This window comes from Bifidobacterium sp. ESL0822, from assembly GCF_052606675.1.
In genome coordinates this window covers 398,878-419,602 of sequence record NZ_CP199596.1, presented here as the reverse complement: position 1 = coordinate 419,602, position 20,725 = coordinate 398,878, and the positions used below count along the sequence as shown (strand labels likewise).

General features: G+C 56.8%; 19 protein-coding genes. 10 read left to right on the top strand and 9 right to left on the bottom strand.

Translation table 11 applies throughout. The features are described 5' to 3' along the window. Positions 1 to 78: 78 nt before the first annotated feature. The 4 genes from ACUIAF_RS01705 to ACUIAF_RS01690 form a co-directional block, all read right to left on the bottom strand. Positions 79 to 702 (bottom strand): NAD(P)H-dependent oxidoreductase, encoded by a 624-nt coding sequence (locus ACUIAF_RS01705; protein WP_445338834.1) that lies wholly within the window; start codon positions 700 to 702, stop codon positions 79 to 81. A 70-nt stretch (positions 703 to 772) separates the two neighbouring features. Further along, on the bottom strand, positions 773 to 2,107 hold the full coding sequence (locus ACUIAF_RS01700; RefSeq protein ID WP_445338833.1) for an ABC transporter permease: 1,335 nt from the start codon (positions 2,105 to 2,107) through the stop codon (positions 773 to 775). After that, positions 2,094 to 3,287, bottom strand: coding sequence for an ABC transporter permease (locus ACUIAF_RS01695; protein ID WP_445338832.1), 1,194 nt, complete (start codon positions 3,285 to 3,287; stop codon positions 2,094 to 2,096). The genes ACUIAF_RS01700 and ACUIAF_RS01695 overlap by 14 nt, the downstream gene beginning before the upstream one ends. 41 nt (positions 3,288 to 3,328) lie before the next feature. After that, positions 3,329 to 4,285 carry an ATP-binding cassette domain-containing protein gene (locus ACUIAF_RS01690; RefSeq protein WP_445338831.1) on the bottom strand — a complete coding sequence of 319 codons (957 nt, stop codon included), beginning with the start codon at positions 4,283 to 4,285 and terminating at the stop codon, positions 3,329 to 3,331. 177 nt (positions 4,286 to 4,462) lie between these two features. Here ACUIAF_RS01690 and ACUIAF_RS01685 point away from each other — a divergent pair, with 177 nt between their 5' ends. Further along, positions 4,463 to 5,725 (top strand): sensor histidine kinase, encoded by a 1,263-nt coding sequence (locus ACUIAF_RS01685; protein WP_445338830.1) that lies wholly within the window; start codon positions 4,463 to 4,465, stop codon positions 5,723 to 5,725. Further along, positions 5,722 to 6,375, top strand: a complete 654-nt coding sequence (locus ACUIAF_RS01680; RefSeq protein ID WP_445338829.1) for a response regulator transcription factor — start codon at positions 5,722 to 5,724, stop codon at positions 6,373 to 6,375. Before ACUIAF_RS01685 ends, ACUIAF_RS01680 begins: the two co-directional genes overlap by 4 nt. Before the next feature lie 27 nt (positions 6,376 to 6,402). On the opposite strand, the gene ACUIAF_RS01675 is transcribed toward ACUIAF_RS01680, so the two are convergent. Continuing rightward, positions 6,403 to 8,919, bottom strand: a complete 2,517-nt coding sequence (locus tag ACUIAF_RS01675) for a UvrD-helicase domain-containing protein (protein WP_445338828.1) — start codon at positions 8,917 to 8,919, stop codon at positions 6,403 to 6,405. Positions 8,920 to 9,122: 203 nt separating this feature from the next. Then, complete coding sequence (locus ACUIAF_RS01670) at positions 9,123 to 9,416, bottom strand: hypothetical protein (protein ID WP_110417272.1); 294 nt, start codon at positions 9,414 to 9,416, stop codon at positions 9,123 to 9,125. Positions 9,417 to 9,662: 246 nt separating this feature from the next. On the opposite strand from ACUIAF_RS01670, the gene ACUIAF_RS01665 reads away from it, so the two are divergent. Beyond that, positions 9,663 to 10,253, top strand: a complete 591-nt coding sequence (locus ACUIAF_RS01665; protein ID WP_015021927.1) for a xanthine phosphoribosyltransferase — start codon at positions 9,663 to 9,665, stop codon at positions 10,251 to 10,253. A 39-nt stretch (positions 10,254 to 10,292) separates the two neighbouring features. Here ACUIAF_RS01665 and ACUIAF_RS01660 read toward each other — a convergent pair whose 3' ends face one another. Together ACUIAF_RS01660 and ACUIAF_RS01655 are read right to left on the bottom strand one after the other, a co-directional pair. Next, positions 10,293 to 11,285: a D-2-hydroxyacid dehydrogenase gene (locus tag ACUIAF_RS01660; RefSeq protein ID WP_445338827.1), complete on the bottom strand. Its 993-nt coding sequence runs from the start codon at positions 11,283 to 11,285 to the stop codon at positions 10,293 to 10,295. 82 nt (positions 11,286 to 11,367) lie between these two features. Continuing rightward, entirely contained in the window at positions 11,368 to 12,540 is a 1,173-nt protein-coding gene (locus tag ACUIAF_RS01655) for an aminotransferase class I/II-fold pyridoxal phosphate-dependent enzyme (protein ID WP_445338826.1), read from the bottom strand. 745 nt (positions 12,541 to 13,285) lie between these two features. Between ACUIAF_RS01655 and ACUIAF_RS01650 the strand changes: the two genes are divergently transcribed. The 7 genes from ACUIAF_RS01650 to ACUIAF_RS01620 all read left to right on the top strand — a co-directional run bounded on the left by ACUIAF_RS01650 (position 13,286) and on the right by ACUIAF_RS01620 (position 18,928). Further along, entirely contained in the window at positions 13,286 to 14,110 is an 825-nt protein-coding gene (locus tag ACUIAF_RS01650) for an oxidoreductase (RefSeq protein WP_445338825.1), read from the top strand. 350 nt (positions 14,111 to 14,460) lie between these two features. Further along, entirely contained in the window at positions 14,461 to 15,468 is a 1,008-nt protein-coding gene (locus ACUIAF_RS01645) for a hypothetical protein (RefSeq protein ID WP_445338824.1), read from the top strand. Further along, the gene (locus tag ACUIAF_RS01640) at positions 15,455 to 15,781 is read left to right on the top strand and encodes a hypothetical protein (RefSeq protein WP_110417277.1); all 327 of its coding nucleotides are present in this window, start codon (positions 15,455 to 15,457) and stop codon (positions 15,779 to 15,781) included. The genes ACUIAF_RS01645 and ACUIAF_RS01640 overlap by 14 nt, the downstream gene beginning before the upstream one ends. 428 nt (positions 15,782 to 16,209) lie before the next feature. After that, complete coding sequence (locus tag ACUIAF_RS01635; protein ID WP_110417278.1) at positions 16,210 to 16,506, top strand: hypothetical protein; 297 nt, start codon at positions 16,210 to 16,212, stop codon at positions 16,504 to 16,506. Positions 16,507 to 17,104: 598 nt separating this feature from the next. Further along, complete coding sequence (locus tag ACUIAF_RS01630) at positions 17,105 to 17,287, top strand: hypothetical protein (RefSeq protein WP_445338823.1); 183 nt, start codon at positions 17,105 to 17,107, stop codon at positions 17,285 to 17,287. An 861-nt stretch (positions 17,288 to 18,148) separates the two neighbouring features. Then, positions 18,149 to 18,568 carry a helix-turn-helix domain-containing protein gene (locus tag ACUIAF_RS01625; protein ID WP_445338822.1) on the top strand — a complete coding sequence of 140 codons (420 nt, stop codon included), beginning with the start codon at positions 18,149 to 18,151 and terminating at the stop codon, positions 18,566 to 18,568. Between the two features lie 3 nt (positions 18,569 to 18,571). Then, complete coding sequence (locus ACUIAF_RS01620) at positions 18,572 to 18,928, top strand: hypothetical protein (RefSeq protein ID WP_015021936.1); 357 nt, start codon at positions 18,572 to 18,574, stop codon at positions 18,926 to 18,928. 135 nt (positions 18,929 to 19,063) lie between these two features. Here ACUIAF_RS01620 and guaA read toward each other — a convergent pair whose 3' ends face one another. After that, on the bottom strand, positions 19,064 to 20,626 hold the full coding sequence (gene guaA / locus ACUIAF_RS01615) for a glutamine-hydrolyzing GMP synthase (RefSeq protein WP_445338821.1): 1,563 nt from the start codon (positions 20,624 to 20,626) through the stop codon (positions 19,064 to 19,066). Positions 20,627 to 20,725 lie beyond the last annotated feature (99 nt).

Sequence of the window (20,725 nt, the reverse complement as noted above, 5' to 3'; positions counted from 1 at the left end):
GCTTTTCCGCCATTGGCGACCAAGGATCCATCGCTTAGCGACATAGACACAAAAGCGTCTCAATAAGGCTGACAGGCCTTACTTTGCTGAGGGGACTGTCTCGCAAATCCTCCGAGTGAAGGCGTCGCGGCGTTCAGGTGTATCAATCTTCGAATCTATGCTGCCCAGAATGCTGGCCCCGGTGAATTTGATACCGCAGAATTTCAGGATGGAGTACTTCCATCGGGTCACGGTGGAGCCATACATCTTGGAGACGAAGGCCGGCCCATGGCTGCTACTGATAATTTGCGCCGTCTTGCCTCTGAGCAGCCCCTCCGACTTAAGGCTGCTCTCATATCTGTAGGCAAATTGGGGCGTGAGTACCCTATCCAGCCAGCCCTTGAGGATGGCCGGTTCGCCCGCCCACCAAATGGGGAAGACGAAGACCAGATGATCGGCTCGTGCAACCATGTTTTGATAACGCTTAGGCGCTGATTCGTCCTCCATGTGCTTGACATAGCCGTAGCGAAGCACCGGGTCAAAGTCTTCCTGGCTGAGGTCGATCATTTCGACCGTGTGGCCTTTACGCCGGGCAGCTTGTGCATAAGCCTGGGCGTTGGTGTGGCTGAAACTACCTCCATAGGGTGATCCTTGAATAACGAGTATGTTCATATCATTTACTTCTTCAGTTGTGCTGCATTTGGTTTTGGCTCTATTCTCCAAAATTATTTTATATTCGGTAGATTACCGTAAGCAAAACCGTTGACAGAAAGATGATATGAATGCGGAAAAACTACCCGATCATACTGGGGTCGGAGCTGACAGGAGCGACTAGGGTGGCACGGGTGCGTGTAAGGCGTGAGACCATAAGACCTACACAGGCATAAGCCAGCGCGAACAGGGCGACCACGGTCAGCGAAAGGCCCCAGGAAGCCGAACCTGATGCGCTTGAATCCATTATTGATTGGACTGCAGTGTTGTACCACCAGCCCGGCGTCAGTTTGCCGATGGTCTGCATGACCGGCGGCAGGGGGCCGCCGGAACTCGACCCGGAGGTGAACATAACAACTAGGCCAAAGGTGACCCCGACGGAGTTTATGAGCGAAGAAGAAGGATTGAACTGAGAAAGCATGAATCCAAAGGATGCCGCCGATACAGCGAAAATCAGCATGACGAAAAAGCTCAGCAGCACCCTCCCCCAGCCAAGCGAAGCCAAGGACACCCCCGATGCCGCCATACTGAAGGCAACGAGTGCCACGTAATATGCCCATGAGACACCTGCCACAATGAGGGCTGCCGTGAGCTCCTGTCCATTCAGGCTGCTGGACCGGATCGGAGAGGCAAGCAGGCGTCGATGTCGGTCAGGAGAGCTGAAAGCCCCGAAGAGCGTGGCAACGCAGACCGTCAGCGCCGTCATCAAGGGAAAGGCAGCCAGGCCGACTGTCATGGCGAAGCCTTTCAACAGGGATCCATCGTCATTCTTTGGGCTGGCATGGATGCCCACATGTGGCTGGTTGCCGGCATAGTGGGCTACTGCATAGGCAGCCGCATCCTTTACCGCCGCATATGAATGCAGCTCCATCGAACCGTTTTGGCCCAGACCCGTCAGCAAAGCAGTACGAAGAGCATCAAAATAACTATCCACCTGCAATTGTGCCAGACTGCCGCGGCTGGAGTTATAGGAGGCAGCAGTTTCAACTTTCGGGAAACCAGGTGTCTTATCACCACTACGAGCTTGAACAGAAGTGTCTTCAAGTGCATCAAGGAACCGTTGGCCATATCCGTCTGGGATGATGACGATCAAATCGCTTTTGCCGGATACATTGGCGTCCTGCAGGGCTTGAGGCTTATCTTCGACTGCCACCAACTGGGCCGATTTGCCCAGATACTTCTTCAGACCCTGGCCCAGCTCGCAACCAACCTGGTTACCGCAGTCCCGGTTGATGACGACCACCTTCGCACGTGCGGGTTCAAAGCGCCCAACCGAGCTTGAGGCGTTGGCACGTACCGCGGCCTGCATGTTCGCAGAACCGACGACAATCATGATCAGGCTCATACCCACCAGATACAGGAGAAAGTAGAACTTATGCGCCCAGATGACGTGCAGTGCTGTTTTACAAGTATTCATACCGTTGTTTCCTTAGGAGCAGACCACAGATAGTCAGGAAGATGGCGGCCATAATGGCCAGGATGCCGCAGGTGCGGGCGAAGGGTGCCAGGCTGTCGTAGTAGACGATGTCGTAGAAGAGGTTGGAGACCTGCTTGACTGGGTTGAGCAGGTGAAGGATAGGAGCATGCTCCTGGATGGCGTTGTTGAGGTCCATAGTCATGCTGCCGTAGAGGCCGATAAAGGTACTCAGGGTGCAATCGATGCCTATAACCAGACCAACCTTCGTTTCGGTGGAGAGTTTGGGAATCGCGCCCATCATAGAGCCGAAAGCGGTGGCCATAAAGGTGCCCACGGCGATAGCTATGAGTGCTATCGGGTCACGACCATCGTTTTGCACGCCGCAGACTGTGCGGACGAAGATGTAGGCGACCAGGAGGCTGACTGCGGAAACGAGCCAGGAGGCCAGGAAGGCGCCCGCTGCCTGCAGCCACTTCGGGCTGGGAGAGCTGGCCCGTCGGGCTCCCAGGGCTGAAAGGTTGGGCTGAGTCCTGGCAATCATCTCGGCGGCGGTGCTGGCACCGATAAGGCAGGCCATAGCGAGCACAGCAAAGAAGTAGGGCGCGGTCATGGAAGGGTGGATGTGCGTCAGTCGGATTTGCTTGGTGAAGGTCTGTCCGCCGGATTGCAGCAGAATTTGGTTGCTTGGTGAGGCAAAGGCTGCCCTTGCGGAGTTGGCCTGGTTGAAGTTGCCCAGTGAGGCGGACAGAATGGAGACCGCTATGCCTTCGGAGGCGGTTGCATCGGATTGGATGCTGGCGGCTTCGTGGTCGGACAGGACCATGTTGACCCGTCCGTCAGAACCCGCGTACAGGTAGCCGATATCCTTTCGGCTATCCAGACGTCTGTCTGCTTCGGCCCTGGAAGCCACTGTCGTCGGGATAAGCAGCTGGGTGTCAGTGGATCCAGCCTTGGGCTTCTCCGATAGTGATGAGACCAATTCGTCAGCACCTGGGCTGGCTTTCCAATTGGCATCCGAGACTATGACGAAGTGCTGTGCCTCGGCGGTGTAACTGTCTTGCAAATTACCCATGATCCCCATCACCAGAGCGGCCAGAATGACTGGGAAGGCCAGGACCCAGAAGAGGGAGGAGGTGTTGCGTATCGAGGTCTTGACGTTGATCAGGAATGAGTTCCACATAGATAGGTGCTCCTTACGGCAATTGAGCCTGGGGACCGCGCTCAGTCGCGCAGTTCCTTGCCGGTCAGTTCCAGGAACACGTCGTTCAGGGAGGGCGGACGGCTGGTCAGGTGGCCGTAGCTGGTCTGAGTGGATTCCAGGACCGTCAGCACGTCCTGCAGGTTGTGTTCACCCTGGCGACAATGGATAACCAGTTCCTTGCCGTCATAGTCGACGGATTGGGCCAGGGGCAGGGCACGGATCTGGGCCAGGGTGGAGTCCTGCAGATCCAAAGTCTCGACGGTGACCTGCTCGCCGGCCTGGACCATGCCCTTGAGCTCCTCGGCAGTGCCTAGGGCAATTTGACGGCCGTGGTCCATGATCATGATGCGTGTACAGATTTGTTCGACCTCCTCCATGTAGTGGCTGGTGTAAACCACCGTGGCCCCCTGGGCGTTCAGCCGTTCGATCCCCTCCAGAATGGCGTTGCGGCTCTGTGGATCAACGGCGACGGTGGGCTCGTCGAAAAAGATGAGATCGGGCTGATGGGCGATGCCACATGCGATGTTGAGCCTGCGCAGCAGACCGCCCGACAGCTTGCCGGGACGGAACCTGCGGAAGTCGCCCAGACCCACGAAGTCAATGGCCTGCTCGACCAGGTTCCTGCGGTCGGCCTTCTTGGGTACATAGAGGGAGCAGAAATAGTCGATGTTCTCCTGCACGTTCAGTTCGTTGAAGACGGCCACATTCTGTGGAACCACACCGATATGACTTTTGAGGTCGTAGGAGGTCGGGGTCATCTCCTGCCCGAATATCCGAACCGTTCCGGATTCAAAGCTGAGCAGGGCCAGTATGCAGTTGATGGCGGTTGACTTGCCTGAACCATTGGGACCAAGCAGCCCGAATACCTCACCACGCCTGACTTCCATGTCGAAGTGGTCCAAGGCCACCATGTCACCGTAGCGCTTCACCAATGCGCTGACCTGCAAGGCCAGCTCTTGCTCACGTGAACTGTTCATGTTTCCATCATCCCAGCTAGGGCTGGCCCAACACCATGACAGCCGTCATCAATGTTGTGGATGCGTTAATCAGACCTATGACATTTGTCATGGGTGGTCGCCTGTGCTTAGGCTCAGGAACGGGTAGCCCGACAATTACTATTTGAGGCAATAGGCAAACAGGGCGAGGAGACATTCATGGGCAGGATAGCTGGCTGGCTGGTCCTGCTTGGACTGGGGACCTTATGTGGATCATGGTATGGTTCAGGGGTTTCAGGAACCTTGGTCGCTGGCCTCTTGGCCTCAGTAGCCGCAGGAGCCCTGTGTGAATGGCTGCTGCCTGCGCCAGGTTCCATGTGGAGCGGCGCTCTGGTTTCGCTTTTGGCAACGTTCATACCAGACTGGATTTTCTTCCTGCCAGCCCTGGCCTTTGAGGCGGGCGTCGGACTCGGAACCATGGTTCCGGTCACCAGGTCATTCGGCATGAAAGTTCCCCAAGCCAAGAATTCCGAACTGGCCTGGCCCAGGCTGCTCTTGGCCTTGATGCCGGCATTCTTTTGGTTGATACCTGCCATGGCCGACCTCATACTCTTCAGAGACCTCCCCAAACGCGATGCCCTGCTGGCTTTATTGACCTCGGCACTGGCGCAAGGCGGCGGACTGACGTGCGCACACTTAGCCGTGGCTAAGGGTCGCGTATGGCAGATTGAAGACACCGAGCGCTACAGGATTCGCCAACTGCATGGCCGCATCAGCGATCTGGACGAGGAGAGAGCCCAGGCGACCCGGATGGCGCATCTATCCGAGCGGACCCGGATCGCCCGAGATATTCATGACAATGTGGGCCACCTGCTCACCCGAGCAATCATGCAAATCCAGGCTGGCCGGGTGGTTGCACAGAGCAGGGGCGATCAGAGTACCGAGCAGATACTGGATGATGTCGGCAAGACCTTGGACGAGGCCATGACCACAATCCGTCGTTCGGTGCATGACTTGGAGGATGAGGGCACCGACTTCGCATCCCAGATGGAGGATGCCAGCTCCGAGGCTTCTATGGGGCAGCTTAAGGTCGATCTCAACAACGGCATTGAGACGGCTCCTGCACCAGTGTGCCATTGCCTTGCCACCATTCTTCGCGAGGCCCTTACCAATACGGTCCGCCATTCTTCAGCAAGATCGGCACAGGTCATTCTGCGCGACCTACCAGCCTTCTGGCAGATGGTGGTGCAGGATGACGGTGGAATTCAGCACTCGCAGCCTGACAGCTCGCCCATTAAAGAGCCCGGGCTCCAGCGCGGCATGGGGCTGGCTGATATGGAAGCCAGGGCCAGAGCCTTGGGAGGCACAGCCAACAGCGGCCCCAACCGACAAGGATGGAAGGTTTTCGTATCCTTGCCCAAGGAACCCTGGTTCAACCAGAGTGCAACTGAGCATGTAGAGGATAAGAAGGTTATGGCATGAAAGTCGCTATCGCTGATGACGATCCAATCGTCTGCTCGTCCCTGTCAACGATTCTGACTGCAACCGGCGCTGCAGACGTGCTCTGGACAGCCAATGACGGCCAGTCAACCCTGGATTGTTTTCAGGCCGCTGGTGGCAGGCCTGACGTACTGCTGCTTGACGTGCAGATGCCTGGTATGGACGGCCTGGAGGCGGCGGAGCGCATCATCGCCATGGATTCGACCGCCCGTGTACTCTTTCTGACCACCTTTGCAGATAAGGAGTATATTTCCCGTGCCTTGGCCTTGGGTGCCAAGGGCTATGTAATCAAGCAGGACGTGGCTTCTGTGCTGCCGGCCCTCCAAGCCGTGATGGCAGGGCAGACGGTTCTTGGCGCTGAAGCAGTGGCTAATCTCTCACTTGGCAAGCAGGAGGAGCAGACACGAAAAGACCCAGCAGAACCTGTTACCCGGCGCTTCCAAACACTGACCGACCGTGAGCGTGAAATCGTCGCTCTGGTGGCCGACGGCCTCGACAACCAGGCCATTGCCAAGCGGCTCTATCTCAGTGAGGGCACCGTCCGCAATCACATCTCAGCCATCCTGGCCAAGACCAACCTGGCCAACCGGACCCAGCTCGCTGTGGAATGGCTGTCCTCGCAAGAGTCGTGAGCATACAGCTTTTGGAGTCTCGTCCGTTCAGAGCTTTTCAATCGGAGCCAAGCGCAGCATCAGCCTCTTGGTCCCCTCGGAGCCGAAGTCCACTGTCAGAACCGAGTTGTGCCCCTTATCCTGAATGTCGACCACCTTGCCCAGGCCATACTGGTCGTGGGCCACCCTGTCACCCAGGGAGAAGTCCTGAATGGACAGGCCATTCGATTTTGGTTGGGCTGAGGCCCTGCCAGCGTGTGAGGTTGACGATGAGCTTGTTGTGCTGCGTCTGGTTGTGACCCTTCCATTTCTTGAGGAGGAACCGCGAGAGCCATACCCGGATGATCCGAACGAGCGCTGCGAAGGAGTCCGCGAGCGCCCGTACCCATTGCGGGAAGAGCCGAACCCACCGAATGAATGATGACCGAACGCGCGACCGTCGCTTTCATCCTCGAAGCCACCGAATTCGTCCTCGTCGTCACCCAGGTCCCAGCCTGCGCGCATCCGCTCGTTGCCGGCCTGCCGACGCTTCCAGTCTATCAGATCGTCAGGGATGTCATCCAGGAATTGGCTGGGCAGCATCTCATTGACCTGCCCCCACTGGGAGCGGACGGCCGCCCGGGTCAGGTAGAGACGCCTCTTGGCACGGGTTACGCCCACATAGGCCAGTCGACGTTCCTCCTGCATCTCATCGGCATCCTCAAGGCAGCGGGAATGAGGGAAGGTCCCCTGCTCCATGCCGGTCAGGAAGACCACCGGATACTCCAGGCCCTTGGCCGTGTGCAGGGTCATCAACGTCACCTTGCCCGAGTCGTCGCCCAGACCCGGCAGCTGGTCCGAGTCGGCGACCAGTGCCGTGGTCTCCAGGAAGCCAGCCAGCGTAGCGTCGGGGGTCTTCTGCTCGAACTCGGCGGCCACGGACTGCAGCTGGCCAAGGTTCTCCAACCGGGAGGCATCCTGCGGATCGACCGACTTTCGAAGCTCGTCCAGCATTCCGGACTCCTCCAGCACCTTCTCAACGATCTGAGACGGCTTGGTATCGTGCTCTGCGGCAAAGTCGGTCAGGGAGGCAATCAGATCCCTGAAGGCCTTCATCCGCTTGACCATCAGCGTGGAGGCCCCGGGCACCTCCTCGATATGCTGCACCCCCTCCCAGAAGGAGACCTGATGCAGATCCGCATAGGAGGTCGCCGCCGCCTCGGCACGTGCAGCCAGGCCCCGCTTGGGCACGTTGAGTATCCGCCGCATGTTCACATCGTCCTGGGGATTGGCGATGGCATGCAGGTAGGCCAGGGCGTCCTTGATCTCCTTGCGCTCGTAGAAGCGGGTCCCGCCCACCAGCTGATAAGGCAGGCCGGCATTGATCAGCCCCTCCTCCAGGGCGCGGGACTGGGCGTTGGCACGGTACATGATGGCCATGTCGGAGTATGGAATACCCTCCTCGCTGCGCAACCGGGCGATCTCAGTGGCAATCCAGGCGGCCTCCTGCTGGGCGTTGTCGGCTGCATAGCCCACGATGGGCTCCCCCTTGCCCAGGGCAGTCCAGAGTTTCTTGGGCTTGCGGCCCTCGTTCTTGACGATGATGGCATTGGCCGCATCCAGAATGGTCTGGGTGGAACGGTAGTTCTGCTCCAGAAGGATGGTCCGGGCTCCGGGGAAGTCCTTCTCGAAGTCCCTGATGTTGCTGATGTCGGCCCCTCGGAAGGCATAGATGGATTGGTCCGAATCGCCCACCACGGTGATCCAGGCCTGGTCCTGTTTGCCGGCATCGGCACCGGCCAGCTCGCGCATGAGCACGTACTGGGCATGGTTGGTGTCCTGGTACTCGTCCACCAGCACGTAGCGGAAGCGATGGTGGTAATACTGCGCCACCATCGGGGACTGCTGGAGCAACTGGACCGTGCGTACGATCAGATCGTCGAAGTCGACGGCGTTGGCCTGAGCCAGCCGGTGCTCGTACTCGGCGTAGACCACGGAGTAGAGCTCCTCCTCGTTGCCGAAGCGGGCAGTGATCTGCTGGCCGCGCTGCCCGGGCCGGTAGTCGGGAGCATACTCCTGTAGCTGTGTGCGCCAATCCTGAAGGTTGTTCTTATAGTCGGATATGTGGCTCAGAATGTTTCTGGGGGTGTAGCGCTTCAAGTCGATGTTGAGATCCTTGCCGATCAGTTTGATCAGACGCTCGGAATCGGCTGTGTCATAGATGGTGAAGCCCGACCGCAGGCCGATCTCCTTGCCATCGCGCCTCAGAATGCGCACGCAGGCCGAGTGGAAAGTGGACACCCACATGCGGTCGGCTACGGGCCCGATCAGCCTTCGCAGACGTTCGCGCATCTCAGAAGCCGCCTTGTTGGTGAATGTGATGGCCAGGATCTGGCTGGGCCAGGCGCCGAACTGGCTGAGGATCCAGGCGATTCTGCGGGTCAGCACCCTGGTCTTACCTGAGCCTGCGCCTGCCCCGATCAGCAGGGCCGGCCCCTGGTATTGCACTGCCTCGGCCTGACGATCGTTGAGCCCCTTGAGCAGCTCCTTGGCGCTGCGCTGGATCAAGTCCGGTTCCTCGTTCACAAGCCACCTCTTGCCATCTGGTCTCGGTCACCGTCACAGGCCGGATGGCGCACACCCGGCAAACAACTATTTCTACCACAAAGCGGTGTCATCGATCTTGGCTCAAGGGTTAGCCGCAGACATACCGGCAGACATAAAAGACCCCGTCCGCCTTAGATAGGGAAAGCGAACGGGGTTTAGTCGGGGAAGCCGAGATGACCCAGTCAGTTGCGCACTTGATCCTTGGCGTTGTTGACAGCCTCAGTGGCGCCCTGCTCGGCCTTGGCCTTGCCGACCTTGGCATCGGCCTTGGCCTGGTCCATCTTGTCGGAGGCGGCGTCCTTGGCGTCGCCCATCTTGTCCTGGACAGCGTCCTTGGCGTCGCCCATCTTATCGGCAACGGCGTCCTTGGCATCGGATGCCTTGTCCATAACGGTGTCCTTTACATCGCCAGCGACATCGGAAATCTTCTCGCCGGCAGACTTCATGGCATCCTTTGCATCATCCAGAATCCCCATATGGTCCTCCTTAGGTCCTTGAACGCACCGTGACGATGCGTGACCATTGCGGTCAATTTTCACTGTAACAGTCAGGGCCTTGAATCCGCGGATTGACGGGCTGACACGCCAGGAAGACACTCCAATCCGCTGGAGGTGAAACCTGGCGGATCAGGGCGGCCGGACAACAGTCCCAGAACCGGGTTATCTTGGTGTCTATCCGTCGGGACCATAGGGGCCCCCATTCATGACGACAAGGACGATGACATGCAGGAACTTGAGGAGCGAATCCGCCGCCAGGGCACGGTCAAGCCTGGCAATGTACTCAAGGTGGACGCCTTCCTCAACCATCAGTGCGACGTGCGGCTCTTCGACCACATGGGCGCTGAATGGGCCCGCCTGTTCGCTGGACACCAGATCGACAAGATTCTGACCATCGAGGCATCCGGCATCGGCATCGCCTGCCTGGCCGCCCGCCACTTCGGGGACGTGCCGGTGGTCTTCGCCAAGAAGACCCAGTCCATCAACCTTGACGGCGACCAGTACACGGCCCGCATCTACTCCTTCACCAAGCAGCGTGAGTACCCCGTCATCGTGGCCAAGCGCTTCCTCAAGGAGGGCGAGCATGTGCTGATCCTTGACGACTTCCTGGCCAAGGGCAACGCCCTGCACGGTCTGATCGACATCTGCCATGATGCCAAGGTCGTCATCGAGGGCATCGGCATCGCCGTGGAAAAGGGCTTCCAGGAGGGCGGCCGCACCCTGCGCAAAGAGGGCTACAACCTCAAGTCCCTGGCCATCGTGGAAAGCATGGACCCGGACCAGGGCACCATCACCTTTGCTCACAATCCTGCCTGAGTAGGTCGGCACCCGGTCCGGGTCGCATAAACAATGGACTCAGTCCACCTGATGCTCGCTGGTGCCGCCCTCCAGGATGGTCTTCACGTCGTTCAGCGAGATGTTGACCATGGCGGTCACGGCGGCATCGGTGTAGAAGCCGATGTGGGGCGAGACCTCCACATTGGGCATGGCCTTGAGGGTCTCCAGTGCCTGGTTGTCGACTTTGGTCCCGCTCAAATCATTTTCGAAGATGCCGGCCTCCCCCTCGATGGTGTCGATGGCGGCACCGGCAATGGACTTGGTCTGCAGGGCCTTGATCAGGGCCGGAGTGTCCACAATGGGGCCGCGGGCGGCGTTAATCAGGAAGGCCGAGGGCTTCATGGCATCCAGGGCCTGGGCGTTGATCAGATGGTGTGTGGTCTCGTCCAGCGGCGTATGAACGGTGACGATGTCGGCCCGCTTCAAAAGGATGGGCAGATTCACGTAATCCAGGGTGTCTGCCAGCTCGGGGCGGTGGACCGGATCGTTGGCGATGACGGTGGAGCCCAGGGCCCGGAAGATCCTGGCCACGGCCGATCCGATCTTGCCGGCTCCGATGATCCCCACGGTCAGGTTGTGGATCTCGTGGGCCTGAAGCCCATCCCAGGTATAGTCGTCCTTGGCCTCACGAGCGCTGGCCTCCCCCAGATGCCGGACCAGACGCATGACCTGGGCCAGAACCAGTTCGGAGACCGACCGGGGCGAGTAGGCAGGCACGTTGGTGACGACCAGCCCGTTCTCCCGAGCGGCCTGCAGGTTGACGATGTCATAGCCGGTGATCCGCAGGGTCAGCTGCTTGAGACCATACTCCCTGAGCCGCTGGTAGAGCTCGGGCTCGGGCAGGGCCGCGTGCTGCTGGATGACGATGCCGTCGTATCCCTTGATCATGTCCACGGTCTTCATCCCCAGATCGTGGTCGGTGGTGTCCACCTGAATGTCATTGGCTTGCGCCCAGGCCTGAATGGCCTCCTGCTCGTCGGGGCGTACTGAATACATGAGAATGCTGGTCATTTTCTAGTCCTTGGTAACTGTCCTCGTTGATTTTGTTGCTAGATGATGGTTGTGATGATTGCCGAGTGAATCGCCGGAGGGATCAGCCGCGATTTTGAGCGCGCATATAGTCGCCGATCCGCTCCACGGCGGTGTGCAGATCCTCCATGGAGGCAGCATAGGAGATGCGGACGTAGCCTTCTCCCCCAGGCCCGAAGCTTGCTCCGGGGATTACCGCCACCTTGGCCTTTCGAGCCAGGTCGTAGACGAAGCTCCAGCTGTCGCGCATACCCTCGGGCAACCGGGCGAAGATATAGAAGGCCCCCTTGGGATCGATGACATCCAGACCGACCTCGGGCAGGGCCTTGACCAGATAGTCCCGCCGCTTGCGGTAGGCCTCGCGCATCGGATCCGTGTCATTCATGCCCTTGGTCAAAGCCTCCTGGGCCGCATATTGGGCGTTGGTGGTCACCGAAGTGATGGTGAACTCGTTGACCTTGCTGATCTGATCAATGACGTCGGCCGGGCCAGCGGCGATGCCGACCCGCCATCCAGTCATGGCATGGGACTTGGAAACCCCGCCAAGAACGACCGTCTGCTCAGGCAGGATGGTGCCCATGGACACATGGGTGCCCTGATAGGTCAGCTCGGCGTATATCTCATCGCTGAGCACGAAGAAGCCGTGCTTGCGCGCCACCTGGGCCAGAGCCTCCAGATCCTCACGGGCGTAGGTCACTCCGGTGGGATTGGTCGGATAGTTGAGCACCAGGGCCTTGACCGGACCATCACTGTGTTCGATGGCGGCCTCCAGCTTGTCCGGCCTGAGAATGAAGCTGTCATCGGATGTGTCGACGAAGACGGTCTTGGCGCCGCTCAGCTGGGCGATGGGGATGTAGAGCGGGAAGATGGGCGTGGGCAGGATGACCGTGTCGCCCGGGTTGATCATGGCGGTAAGGCCCGAGAAGATGCCCCCGGTGGCCCCGGCCGTAATCACCATCTGCGTGTCAGGGTCGTAGTCCAGTCCATACTTGGCGTGTAGATAGCCGGCCGCCGCCTTGCGCAGACTGGGCATGCCGCGACTCTCGGTATAATGACTGTGGTTGTCCTGGATGGCCTGGATGCCCGCCTGCTTGACGTGCTCGGGGGTGAAGAAGTCCGGCTCCCCCAGGGTCAGCTTCACGATGCCGTCTATTCCGGCGATCTCCTTGTTGAATTCGAGAATGTCGCTCGGTGCCAGGGCTTTGACCCTGGCATTCATATGATCCGCCAATGTCATTGGCTTGTCCTTTCCCATGCGGTTACTACAACCATTGTCGCTGGTGCCGCCCTACCGACTATGCGGTGACGATGCACGGGAAATGCTGTCGACGACTGCAGGGCCGGTGGGTTCCGATCCATGCAACCGTTCCTACAAGGCACGCGGCGTCACAGATCGAATCCGTGCCACCAATAGGTAAATCGTGTGCCCTGCATGCTGAAACCTCCTGCGGTGTCTACAATCAGCATTGATAGTAAGCGTACAGCGAAGTTGCGGCAATCCGATAAACGCGACCATTATTTGACCAGGCACTTCCATTTTGCGGACGCGACAGGTATCCAAAACACTTTTTTATAGCAGGTGACATGGTACCAGGCCAGATTAATCTTCAGGTTCCCTGGTAGGCTCCCTCGGATCACCCATTCACCAGGCTGGCAAATCGCAGACCGCGAATCTTTACCAGCACATTGAGATAGCCCCCCCCCCACACACAAGCTCTCATCTCATTCCGACCCATTACATCCCGAAGTATTGATCGGTTGTATGCTGAGCTCATCTCTTCGCTATGGCCGGCAAACTATGACCAGCTAAAGCGAATTGGGTAAAAAGTCATGTCAAAGCGGTGTCGTTCTACCAAACTCGATCATAAGAGTGGCCTTTTTTACTGTTCAGGCCTTTGCGTTTGAGATCACCGTCATATACTTTGCTTCAAAGACAGGCAAGGGACAGAGTTCTTGGATGTCTGTCAAAAAGGGGTGAGGAAATGACCAATCGAGTGGCGCTGGTCACTGGGGCCACCAGCGGCATAGGATATGAAACCGCTCGGATGCTCGCCGAGCATGGATACCGGGTGTATGCAGCAGGACGACGTGTCGAACGACTGAAGCCGCTGGGCGACAAAGGGGCGACAGCCGTTCAGATGGACCTGACCGATTCCGCCTCCATCGAGAAGGCCGTCGCACGAATCCTGCAGAAGGAGAGGCGGGTTGATTTGCTGGTCAACAACGCCGGATATGGCTCCTATGGCCCGGTCGAGCAGGTCTCCATTGATGAGGTCCGCCAACAATTCGAGGTCAACCTCTTCGGCCTTGCCCGCCTGACCCAGCTGGTACTGCCCGCCATGCGCCGGGCCAGACGCGGCCGGATCGTCAACACCTCTTCCATGGCAGGCCGGATGGTTACCTATATGGGTGCCTGGTACCATGCCACCAAGTATGCCCTTGAAGGCTTCAGCGACGCCCTGCGTATGGAAACGCGCCCCTTCGGCATCGACGTGGTCCTGATCGAGCCCGGAGCCATTGCCACCAACTGGGGCACAATCGCCGCCGACCATCTTCAGTCAGTCACCCGCAAAAGCGCATATCAAGAGTCAGGATCCCGAGCCGCTAACGGACTGCGCAAGCTTTACTCCAGCACACTTTTGACCCAGCCATCGGTTATCGCCAGGGCCATCGTTCGTGCCTCGACGGTACGCCATCCCCGTCCACGCTACCTTCTGGGCTTCGGCGCCAAACCTTTGGTCGCCCTTCATGCCCTTCTCCCCACCCGTGCCTGGGACTACCTGATGGTCCATGCCAAGGACCTATAAACGCTAAAACTATGTGTCAGAGCAGTACACCATTGAAGCAAGATGTGCGCAAAGAGGTTTATGTTTGGTGAGGCAAAGTTCTGACCTGGCTACTGTGAAATACCAAGAGTCTGATATATATCACTTTCCCTGGCTAAGGCTGGTGCTGATGAGGACGGCCGTGTGAATGACGTTAGGTTGGGATGTTGCAAATACTGTGCCGCACCATTCGTTGATATTTGTTTCAGTTTCTGACTACTCCCAAACAAAGCAATTGCTTTAAGCGCCTTTGAGCAATGGACGGTTATAATGTAATGAATTATCGTCAGCTATTAGCTCACAGCCTGCATGCCTTTCGATAGGGGGTTTCGTTGAAGCCTGAAGAATCTGAGTTCAGCGCCGATCCGGACTCGCCCTTGGCATTTTTCCGGAACGGAATAAACAATGGCATCACTAAGGGCAATACAGCCATCAAAGACATCGTTCATGCACTGGAACGCGAATCCTCCGAATTCGCCTTGGCTCATAAAGCCATGAACAGCGATTTTCGTCTGGTGGTAGATGCTCCAAAAAATACCCTCGATGCCATCGCTAATGGTGACATCAAGCTGACCACCGATAAAGCAGGCAACACCTTTGCCCAACTTTTGGATACCAACGGGCGATATGGAAAGAAATTACCCATTAAGCGCGAGGATTTCAGCGAGGGAATTAATCCCGTTCAAGCGGCGAATGCAATACAACTCAGGGCAATTCAAGGTCAGCTTGAAGACATCGCCCGCCAGATTGCAGTCATAGATGTGCGCGTGCAGGAAGTACTCGAGGGGCAACAGAACGACAGGCTCGGCCTCCTACAGAGCGGCATGCGCCTTTATCTGCAGGCCCGTGAAGTTGACGACGACACTCTTAGAAAGCTCCTTATATCTCAGGCTTTGCGCGCTCTATCGGACGCAGAGGCCCAGCTCGAGCTGAAGATGGAGTCTGACGTAAAATATCTCGCAAATGGCGACTACGAGCATGAAAAAGGCAAACGTACAAAACTCATCGATGAAAGAATGGAGAGCATCAACGGTTGCTTTCCTGCCATACACGAGGCGTCAATTGCCAGAGCAGCCATTTTTTGCGAACAGGGAGAGCCCAAGGCCATGGTGAAAGCCCTGGAAACATATTCGCACTTTATCAAGACGACTGTAGGAGACAATGCGGGCCTTCTAGCGGAATGCGATCGCTCCGATACAGGAACCGAACAGGGAATTTGGCGATCTCGGGCCGTACTCCAACTTGACGTATCCAAACTAAGCAAATCCCTAGCATTGCCCGAAAAGCACTTGTACCTAAAGGTAACTGATAAAAAGGATGAGAGCCATGAAGAGCGTTAGAGGCTGCACCAACCAGGAATGCGACTCTTACAAAGAGAACTTGAAATATAAAAAAGACTTCGATTATTGTCCGAAATGCGGCTCAAAACTGATGACCGTATGCAACTCCCGTGGATGCCACACTTTCTTGGATAACCCGGATAGCATCTTCTGCGCCCGCTGTTTGGCCAAAAGAAAAGACCGTGCGGATCATGTGAAGAAGAACATGTCCACCATCGGCGGAAGCGTGTTAGTAGCAGGTGGTTTCCTCGCAAAAAAAGGCAAGACAATCGCCTCAGTTTTAGCGACGGCAAGCAAATTCATACCAAAATGAAGGCCTTCATGGACCGGAACAACATGCCTTGGGCGCGGTGGCTGGCATCCAACATGTACTCCACCCCATATGCGTGGCCAGATGACTGAGTCGACACCATACCAGCAGTTTGCTAACCGGCCAGGGAGCAACACGCTACGCCCAGATCAGTAGGTTCGAAATATGCAACATACTGACGGATAGAGCCAGAAGGCGTTGGGAGTTGAGAGCGGCCAAGGCCGCGACATCAGAGTTTGACGACACAAAACGTCCGATTAGTGATTCCATGATGTTGTTATATAGTTGTTATGCAAGTGAGTCATAGGCGATTCATGAAAGCGTTGAGGTATCGGCGGCTTCTGTGACGACGACTCTCGCGGCTGGATTCTAAAAGCGATCAGAACTTCAGCGGCCAACAATGAGCACCAGGAATTTTGAGAGGAATAGCCATGAGCTTGACGAATGACAAGAATCCGAGGGTTGAAGTCACAAAGATATTTGCCGACTACGAACACCCCATGACTGCGGCAGTGGAATGGGCCCAAAGCATCGCCACTTCCAGGGGAATAAATCCCAGCAAGGATCAAGTTGTGTTTATCCGTGAACTCAGGCGTGCGGAGCCGAGTCTAAGTCTGAAATCCGCCGTGTACCTTGCTCAGATGACAGAGAAAGCTGTCCGAACCGAACACAACGCAGATGAAACAGGCATCAAGAGTCTGCTGGACACTGATAGCATTATTCCGTGAGCCCCACCAGTCCCATTCAAGCGAACTGGGGATATGGGTATGCCTCGAAGTCATCTAAGTGACGATATATTGGGCTCACTATGATTGGGGTCCTTTTGTTGAAGCCAACCTCTCCCCCAAATAAGATAGTGCTTTCAATTTTCTCAACTGCTATGTGGCGATGAGCCGCCTGCCCTCTGGTCGGGTATAACACCAGTGTGGCCATACTCTGATCTTAATGATGGCGGTGCTTCCCGAAACGCTTACGTGGATTGCCAAAGATCTGGGTCAGACTTTGCTTGAACCACTTCGCTAATCTTGCCCCTCGCATTAATCGGAGCCGATAAAGCGCCCTCTAATCGCGCAATAGAAGACTTCGAGACACCATATGTTTCCCCACATATTTATCTCTTCAGCAATTATGTTGGCTTTTTGTTTTTCTGCAGCTAATGCACGGCTATGCCATTTGGCATACATGTCAACCAAAGGAAACTGATATGCAGTCATAGAACACACACAAGGTACTGGCCCTAGTGCGAACAAGCGCGTCAGCGGCACTGATGTTGGTGTTACCGGAACGGCTAGCGTTCCTGAACTCATTACAACTGCGCAGAAGCCAATGATTGAACAGATCCAAACCAGAGAAAATGGTTCATCGCTCAGCACTGCAGAACTTGATCAATTGGCCGATTGTCTGGATCAGCTTCCTACAGAGATTAAAAATGCCGACTCCAGGACCATTCCGCATCTCGCTGAAAAACTGGATAACTTCTTAGCTGACGGAACCTTCTTTTATAACTGACCCTCAGGTAACCAGATCCAACCGAGGTTTGATTTGGGAGGGTTCATTTTCCAGACAGGAATTGTCTTTATCCAATACGGTGTCCCGGCCTATAGAATCGTCAGCGGAATCAGCACGCTCGGTAAAGTCTGGGGCGGAATTTCCGGTATCAAATGGGCGCTGCGATCAGGTCATGCTGAGCTCTGATTGGAGGAGATGTTGCCAGAGTGCTGTTGTGAATAATTGGGATTGACTGTGTAATAAAGGAATGCTTCGGCTGATTTATGCTCTGAGTATTTGCAATTCAGGTGACCACTGACACCATAAATGTTGATGGTCGCCAACTCTACTTGTAATCAAAGGAGTATCGAATGAAACCTGGAAGAGACGCGGAACTTGTTCCGGGTCCATTTATCGATATCTGGATTGTCGGTATCATCGTTAGCGACGTTGACGGGTCGATATTTACACTGGTCTTTCTCGTTGTAACCATTATCGAAAACTGCACATATAAGTTCAACAATTCTCGTTGATATCCAGCTGATAATCGTATTCCTTGTTGGTTCCCTAGAAGCCCTGAATATATTCGTTCAATCAAAAAACAGAACACCGAAAGTTCCTCAGGGCAGTAGTTTCAGCGGGAAACATAGTTATTACACTGGTTATCACTTCTCCTATGGCAGTTTTTATGCTCCGATAGGCTTTATGCTCGGATGGGGGCCATCTTCATGGCTCTTGATTCTCGTGCTCATCACTGGAAGCTTGCCATCGAATTACTATTTCCATCACCGACTGCTTCCAAAAAGAAGTAACGATAATCATGGGCAAGAAGACCGTCCATCATTCTTGACCGTTCAGTCAAATAATGCTATCTTGGCGTGCATGGGTCGCAAGAGAAGTTTCGATGATGATGAGGTACTTGCCCGTGCCCGCGATGTTTTCCTGGAGCATGGCTATGAGGGCACGTCGATTGATGCTCTCGTCAAGGCCACGGGTCTGCTCCGGGGCAGTCTCTACGGTGCCTTCGGCAGCAAGCGCGGCATGTTCGTGGCTGCGCTACGCGATGCAACAGATTCGGAGTCGCGCGATTCAGGAGTGCTCAATCTGGTATTGGTGGCACTCATGGAGCTGTCAGATCATGATCTAGAGGTTCGCAGGCTGGTCAGGGATTACCTGGTAAAGCTGTCCAGCTCAGGATCTGACGATACCAATGCTGTGACCGTTGATGTCGCCACGCTCCTTGGTGAGACGCTGCTGCAGCGTGCACATATTCGGTTGCAGTCTGATGATGAAAGAAGATAAGTCATGAACAACAAGGTGGCAATTGTCGGACAAACGCTGGAGATTGAACCGCAAGGCTTGGATAAGATGTGGTCGTTCAAGGGGAAACTGGTGGTGCCGCTCGAGCATGTTCTCGGTGCCAGCGAGGATCCGGGCATTCTTGATGATGCCAAGGGGCTGCGTTCGCCCGGCCTTCATGTTCCCGGTAAATGGGCCGGCACATACATTGAGCATGGGGAAAAGACATTCTGGAATGTTACCAGACCGGAAAGTCCCATCGTCATCCAACTCAAGGACGAGCACTATGACCGGCTGGTGCTCGGGGTGGAGCAACCCCGCGAGCTGGTCAACCAGATCAATGCGGCCATTACAAAGCAGTAAACAATAAATTGCCGGACCTGAGCTCTTTTATCGACTATCGACATTTAATGGCCCAAGAACAAAATAGGTGGGCCGACAAGTCATATGACCATATGGTCTTTGACGTATTGCCGTATGATTTGTCGGCCCAGATGCTCACTCCCACTCGATGGTTGCCGGAGGCTTGGAGGTGCAGTCCAGGACCACGCGGTTGATGCCCGGGCACTCGTTGGTAATGCGCGTGGAGATGGTGGCCAGCACGTCGTAGGGCAGACGGGTCCAGTCGGCAGTCATGGCATCCTCGGAAGAGACCGGACGCAGCACGATCGGCGAGCCATAGGTGCGCTCGTCGCCCTGCACACCTACCGAATGCACATTGGCCAGCAGCACGACCGGGCACTGCCAGATCTGCCGATCCAGACCAGCCTTGGACAGCTCCTCGCGGGCGATGGCGTCAGCCTCGCGCAGGGTCTCCAAACGTTCCTGGGTGATCTCGCCGATGATGCGGATGCCCAGACCAGGGCCCGGGAAGGGCTGACGCCAGACGATCTGGTCAGGCAGGCCCAGTTCGGTGCCGATGGCCCGGACCTCGTCCTTGAAGAGGGTGCGCAGTGGCTCGATCAGCTGGAACTTGACGTCCTTGGGCAGACCGCCCACATTGTGGTGGGACTTGATATTGGCCGCCCCGTCTCCGCCGCCCGATTCGACCACGTCGGGGTAGAGCGTGCCCTGCACCAGGAACTTGACTTCCTTGCCGGTCTTGCCGGCCTCCTCAACCACCTGCCGCTGGGCCTTTTCAAAGGTGCGGATGAACTTCTCGCCGATGATCTTGCGCTTGCGCTCTGGTTCGGAAACGCCCTTGAGGGCGGTCAGGAAGTCCTGCGAGGCATCCACGGCAATCAGCTTGATGCCAGTGGCGGCTACGAAATCATGCTTGACCTGCTCGGCCTCCCCCTTGCGCAAGAGCCCATGATCCACGAAGACGCAGGTCAGCTGATCGCCGACGGCCCTGTGGACCAGAGCGGCCGCCACGGCTGAATCGACGCCGCCCGACAGGCCGCAGATGACCTGGTCGTCACCCACCGTGCGACGGATCTTCTCCACCTGCTGCTCGATGATGCCCGAGGCGTTCCAGTCCGACGGCAGTCCGGCGCACTGGTGCAGGAATCGGTCGATTAGGTCCTGCCCCAGAGGGGTGTTGGTCACCTCTGGATGCCACTGGACCCCGTACAGCCCCCGGGAAGGATCCTGCATGGCCGCCACCGGAGCACCCTCGGTATGCGCCAGGACCTCAAATCCCTCAGGCGCACGGTTGACGGCGACGCCATGGCTCATCCACACATCCTGCCTTGCGGGTGAATCCTGCAGGATTCCCTTGGCACTGTCGATGAAGGCCTCGGTCTTGCCGTACTCTCCCAGGGCCGCCTTGTCCACCTCGCCGCCCAGCTCATGGGCCATGACCTGGAAGCCGTAGCAGATGCCCAGCACGGGCACCCCCGACTCGAAAATCCTCTTATCTATGGAAGGTGCCCCATCCACGTAGACGGAGGCCGGGCCGCCGGAGAGGATGACCGCCTTGGGATCCTTGGCCAGCATCTGGTCCAGGCTCATCGAATGAGGCACCAGCTCGGAGTAGACCCCCGCCTCCCTGACTCGACGAGCGATCAGCTGGGCGTACTGCGCACCGAAATCGACCACCAGGACGGGACCCTGTGCCATAAGACTCCTTATACATATATACGTATGCTGTATCTGCCATGAATGCCCGGAAGCGACAATTCAACGCCCGCGGACAAGTCCAGTATGGTTGCAGTTTTC

What these genes read in the sequence shown, in the direction of transcription:
- ACUIAF_RS01700 (WP_445338833.1), bottom strand. Translation starts at nt 2,107, where the DNA reads ATGAATACTTGTAAAACAGCACTGCACGTCATCTGGGCGCATAAGTTC.
- ACUIAF_RS01695 (WP_445338832.1), bottom strand. Translation starts at nt 3,287, where the DNA reads ATGTGGAACTCATTCCTGATCAACGTCAAGACCTCGATACGCAACACC.
- ACUIAF_RS01690 (WP_445338831.1), bottom strand. Translation starts at nt 4,285, where the DNA reads ATGAACAGTTCACGTGAGCAAGAGCTGGCCTTGCAGGTCAGCGCATTG.
- ACUIAF_RS01685 (WP_445338830.1), top strand. Translation starts at nt 4,463, where the DNA reads ATGGGCAGGATAGCTGGCTGGCTGGTCCTGCTTGGACTGGGGACCTTA.
- ACUIAF_RS01680 (WP_445338829.1), top strand. Translation starts at nt 5,722, where the DNA reads ATGAAAGTCGCTATCGCTGATGACGATCCAATCGTCTGCTCGTCCCTG.
- ACUIAF_RS01670 (WP_110417272.1), bottom strand. Translation starts at nt 9,416, where the DNA reads ATGGGGATTCTGGATGATGCAAAGGATGCCATGAAGTCTGCCGGCGAG.
- ACUIAF_RS01665 (WP_015021927.1), top strand. Translation starts at nt 9,663, where the DNA reads ATGCAGGAACTTGAGGAGCGAATCCGCCGCCAGGGCACGGTCAAGCCT.
- ACUIAF_RS01660 (WP_445338827.1), bottom strand. Translation starts at nt 11,285, where the DNA reads ATGACCAGCATTCTCATGTATTCAGTACGCCCCGACGAGCAGGAGGCC.
- ACUIAF_RS01655 (WP_445338826.1), bottom strand. Translation starts at nt 12,540, where the DNA reads ATGACATTGGCGGATCATATGAATGCCAGGGTCAAAGCCCTGGCACCG.
- ACUIAF_RS01650 (WP_445338825.1), top strand. Translation starts at nt 13,286, where the DNA reads ATGACCAATCGAGTGGCGCTGGTCACTGGGGCCACCAGCGGCATAGGA.
- ACUIAF_RS01640 (WP_110417277.1), top strand. Translation starts at nt 15,455, where the DNA reads ATGAAGAGCGTTAGAGGCTGCACCAACCAGGAATGCGACTCTTACAAA.
- ACUIAF_RS01635 (WP_110417278.1), top strand. Translation starts at nt 16,210, where the DNA reads ATGAGCTTGACGAATGACAAGAATCCGAGGGTTGAAGTCACAAAGATA.
- ACUIAF_RS01630 (WP_445338823.1), top strand. Translation starts at nt 17,105, where the DNA reads ATGATTGAACAGATCCAAACCAGAGAAAATGGTTCATCGCTCAGCACT.
- ACUIAF_RS01625 (WP_445338822.1), top strand. Translation starts at nt 18,149, where the DNA reads ATGGGTCGCAAGAGAAGTTTCGATGATGATGAGGTACTTGCCCGTGCC.
- ACUIAF_RS01620 (WP_015021936.1), top strand. Translation starts at nt 18,572, where the DNA reads ATGAACAACAAGGTGGCAATTGTCGGACAAACGCTGGAGATTGAACCG.
- guaA (WP_445338821.1), bottom strand. Translation starts at nt 20,626, where the DNA reads ATGGCACAGGGTCCCGTCCTGGTGGTCGATTTCGGTGCGCAGTACGCC.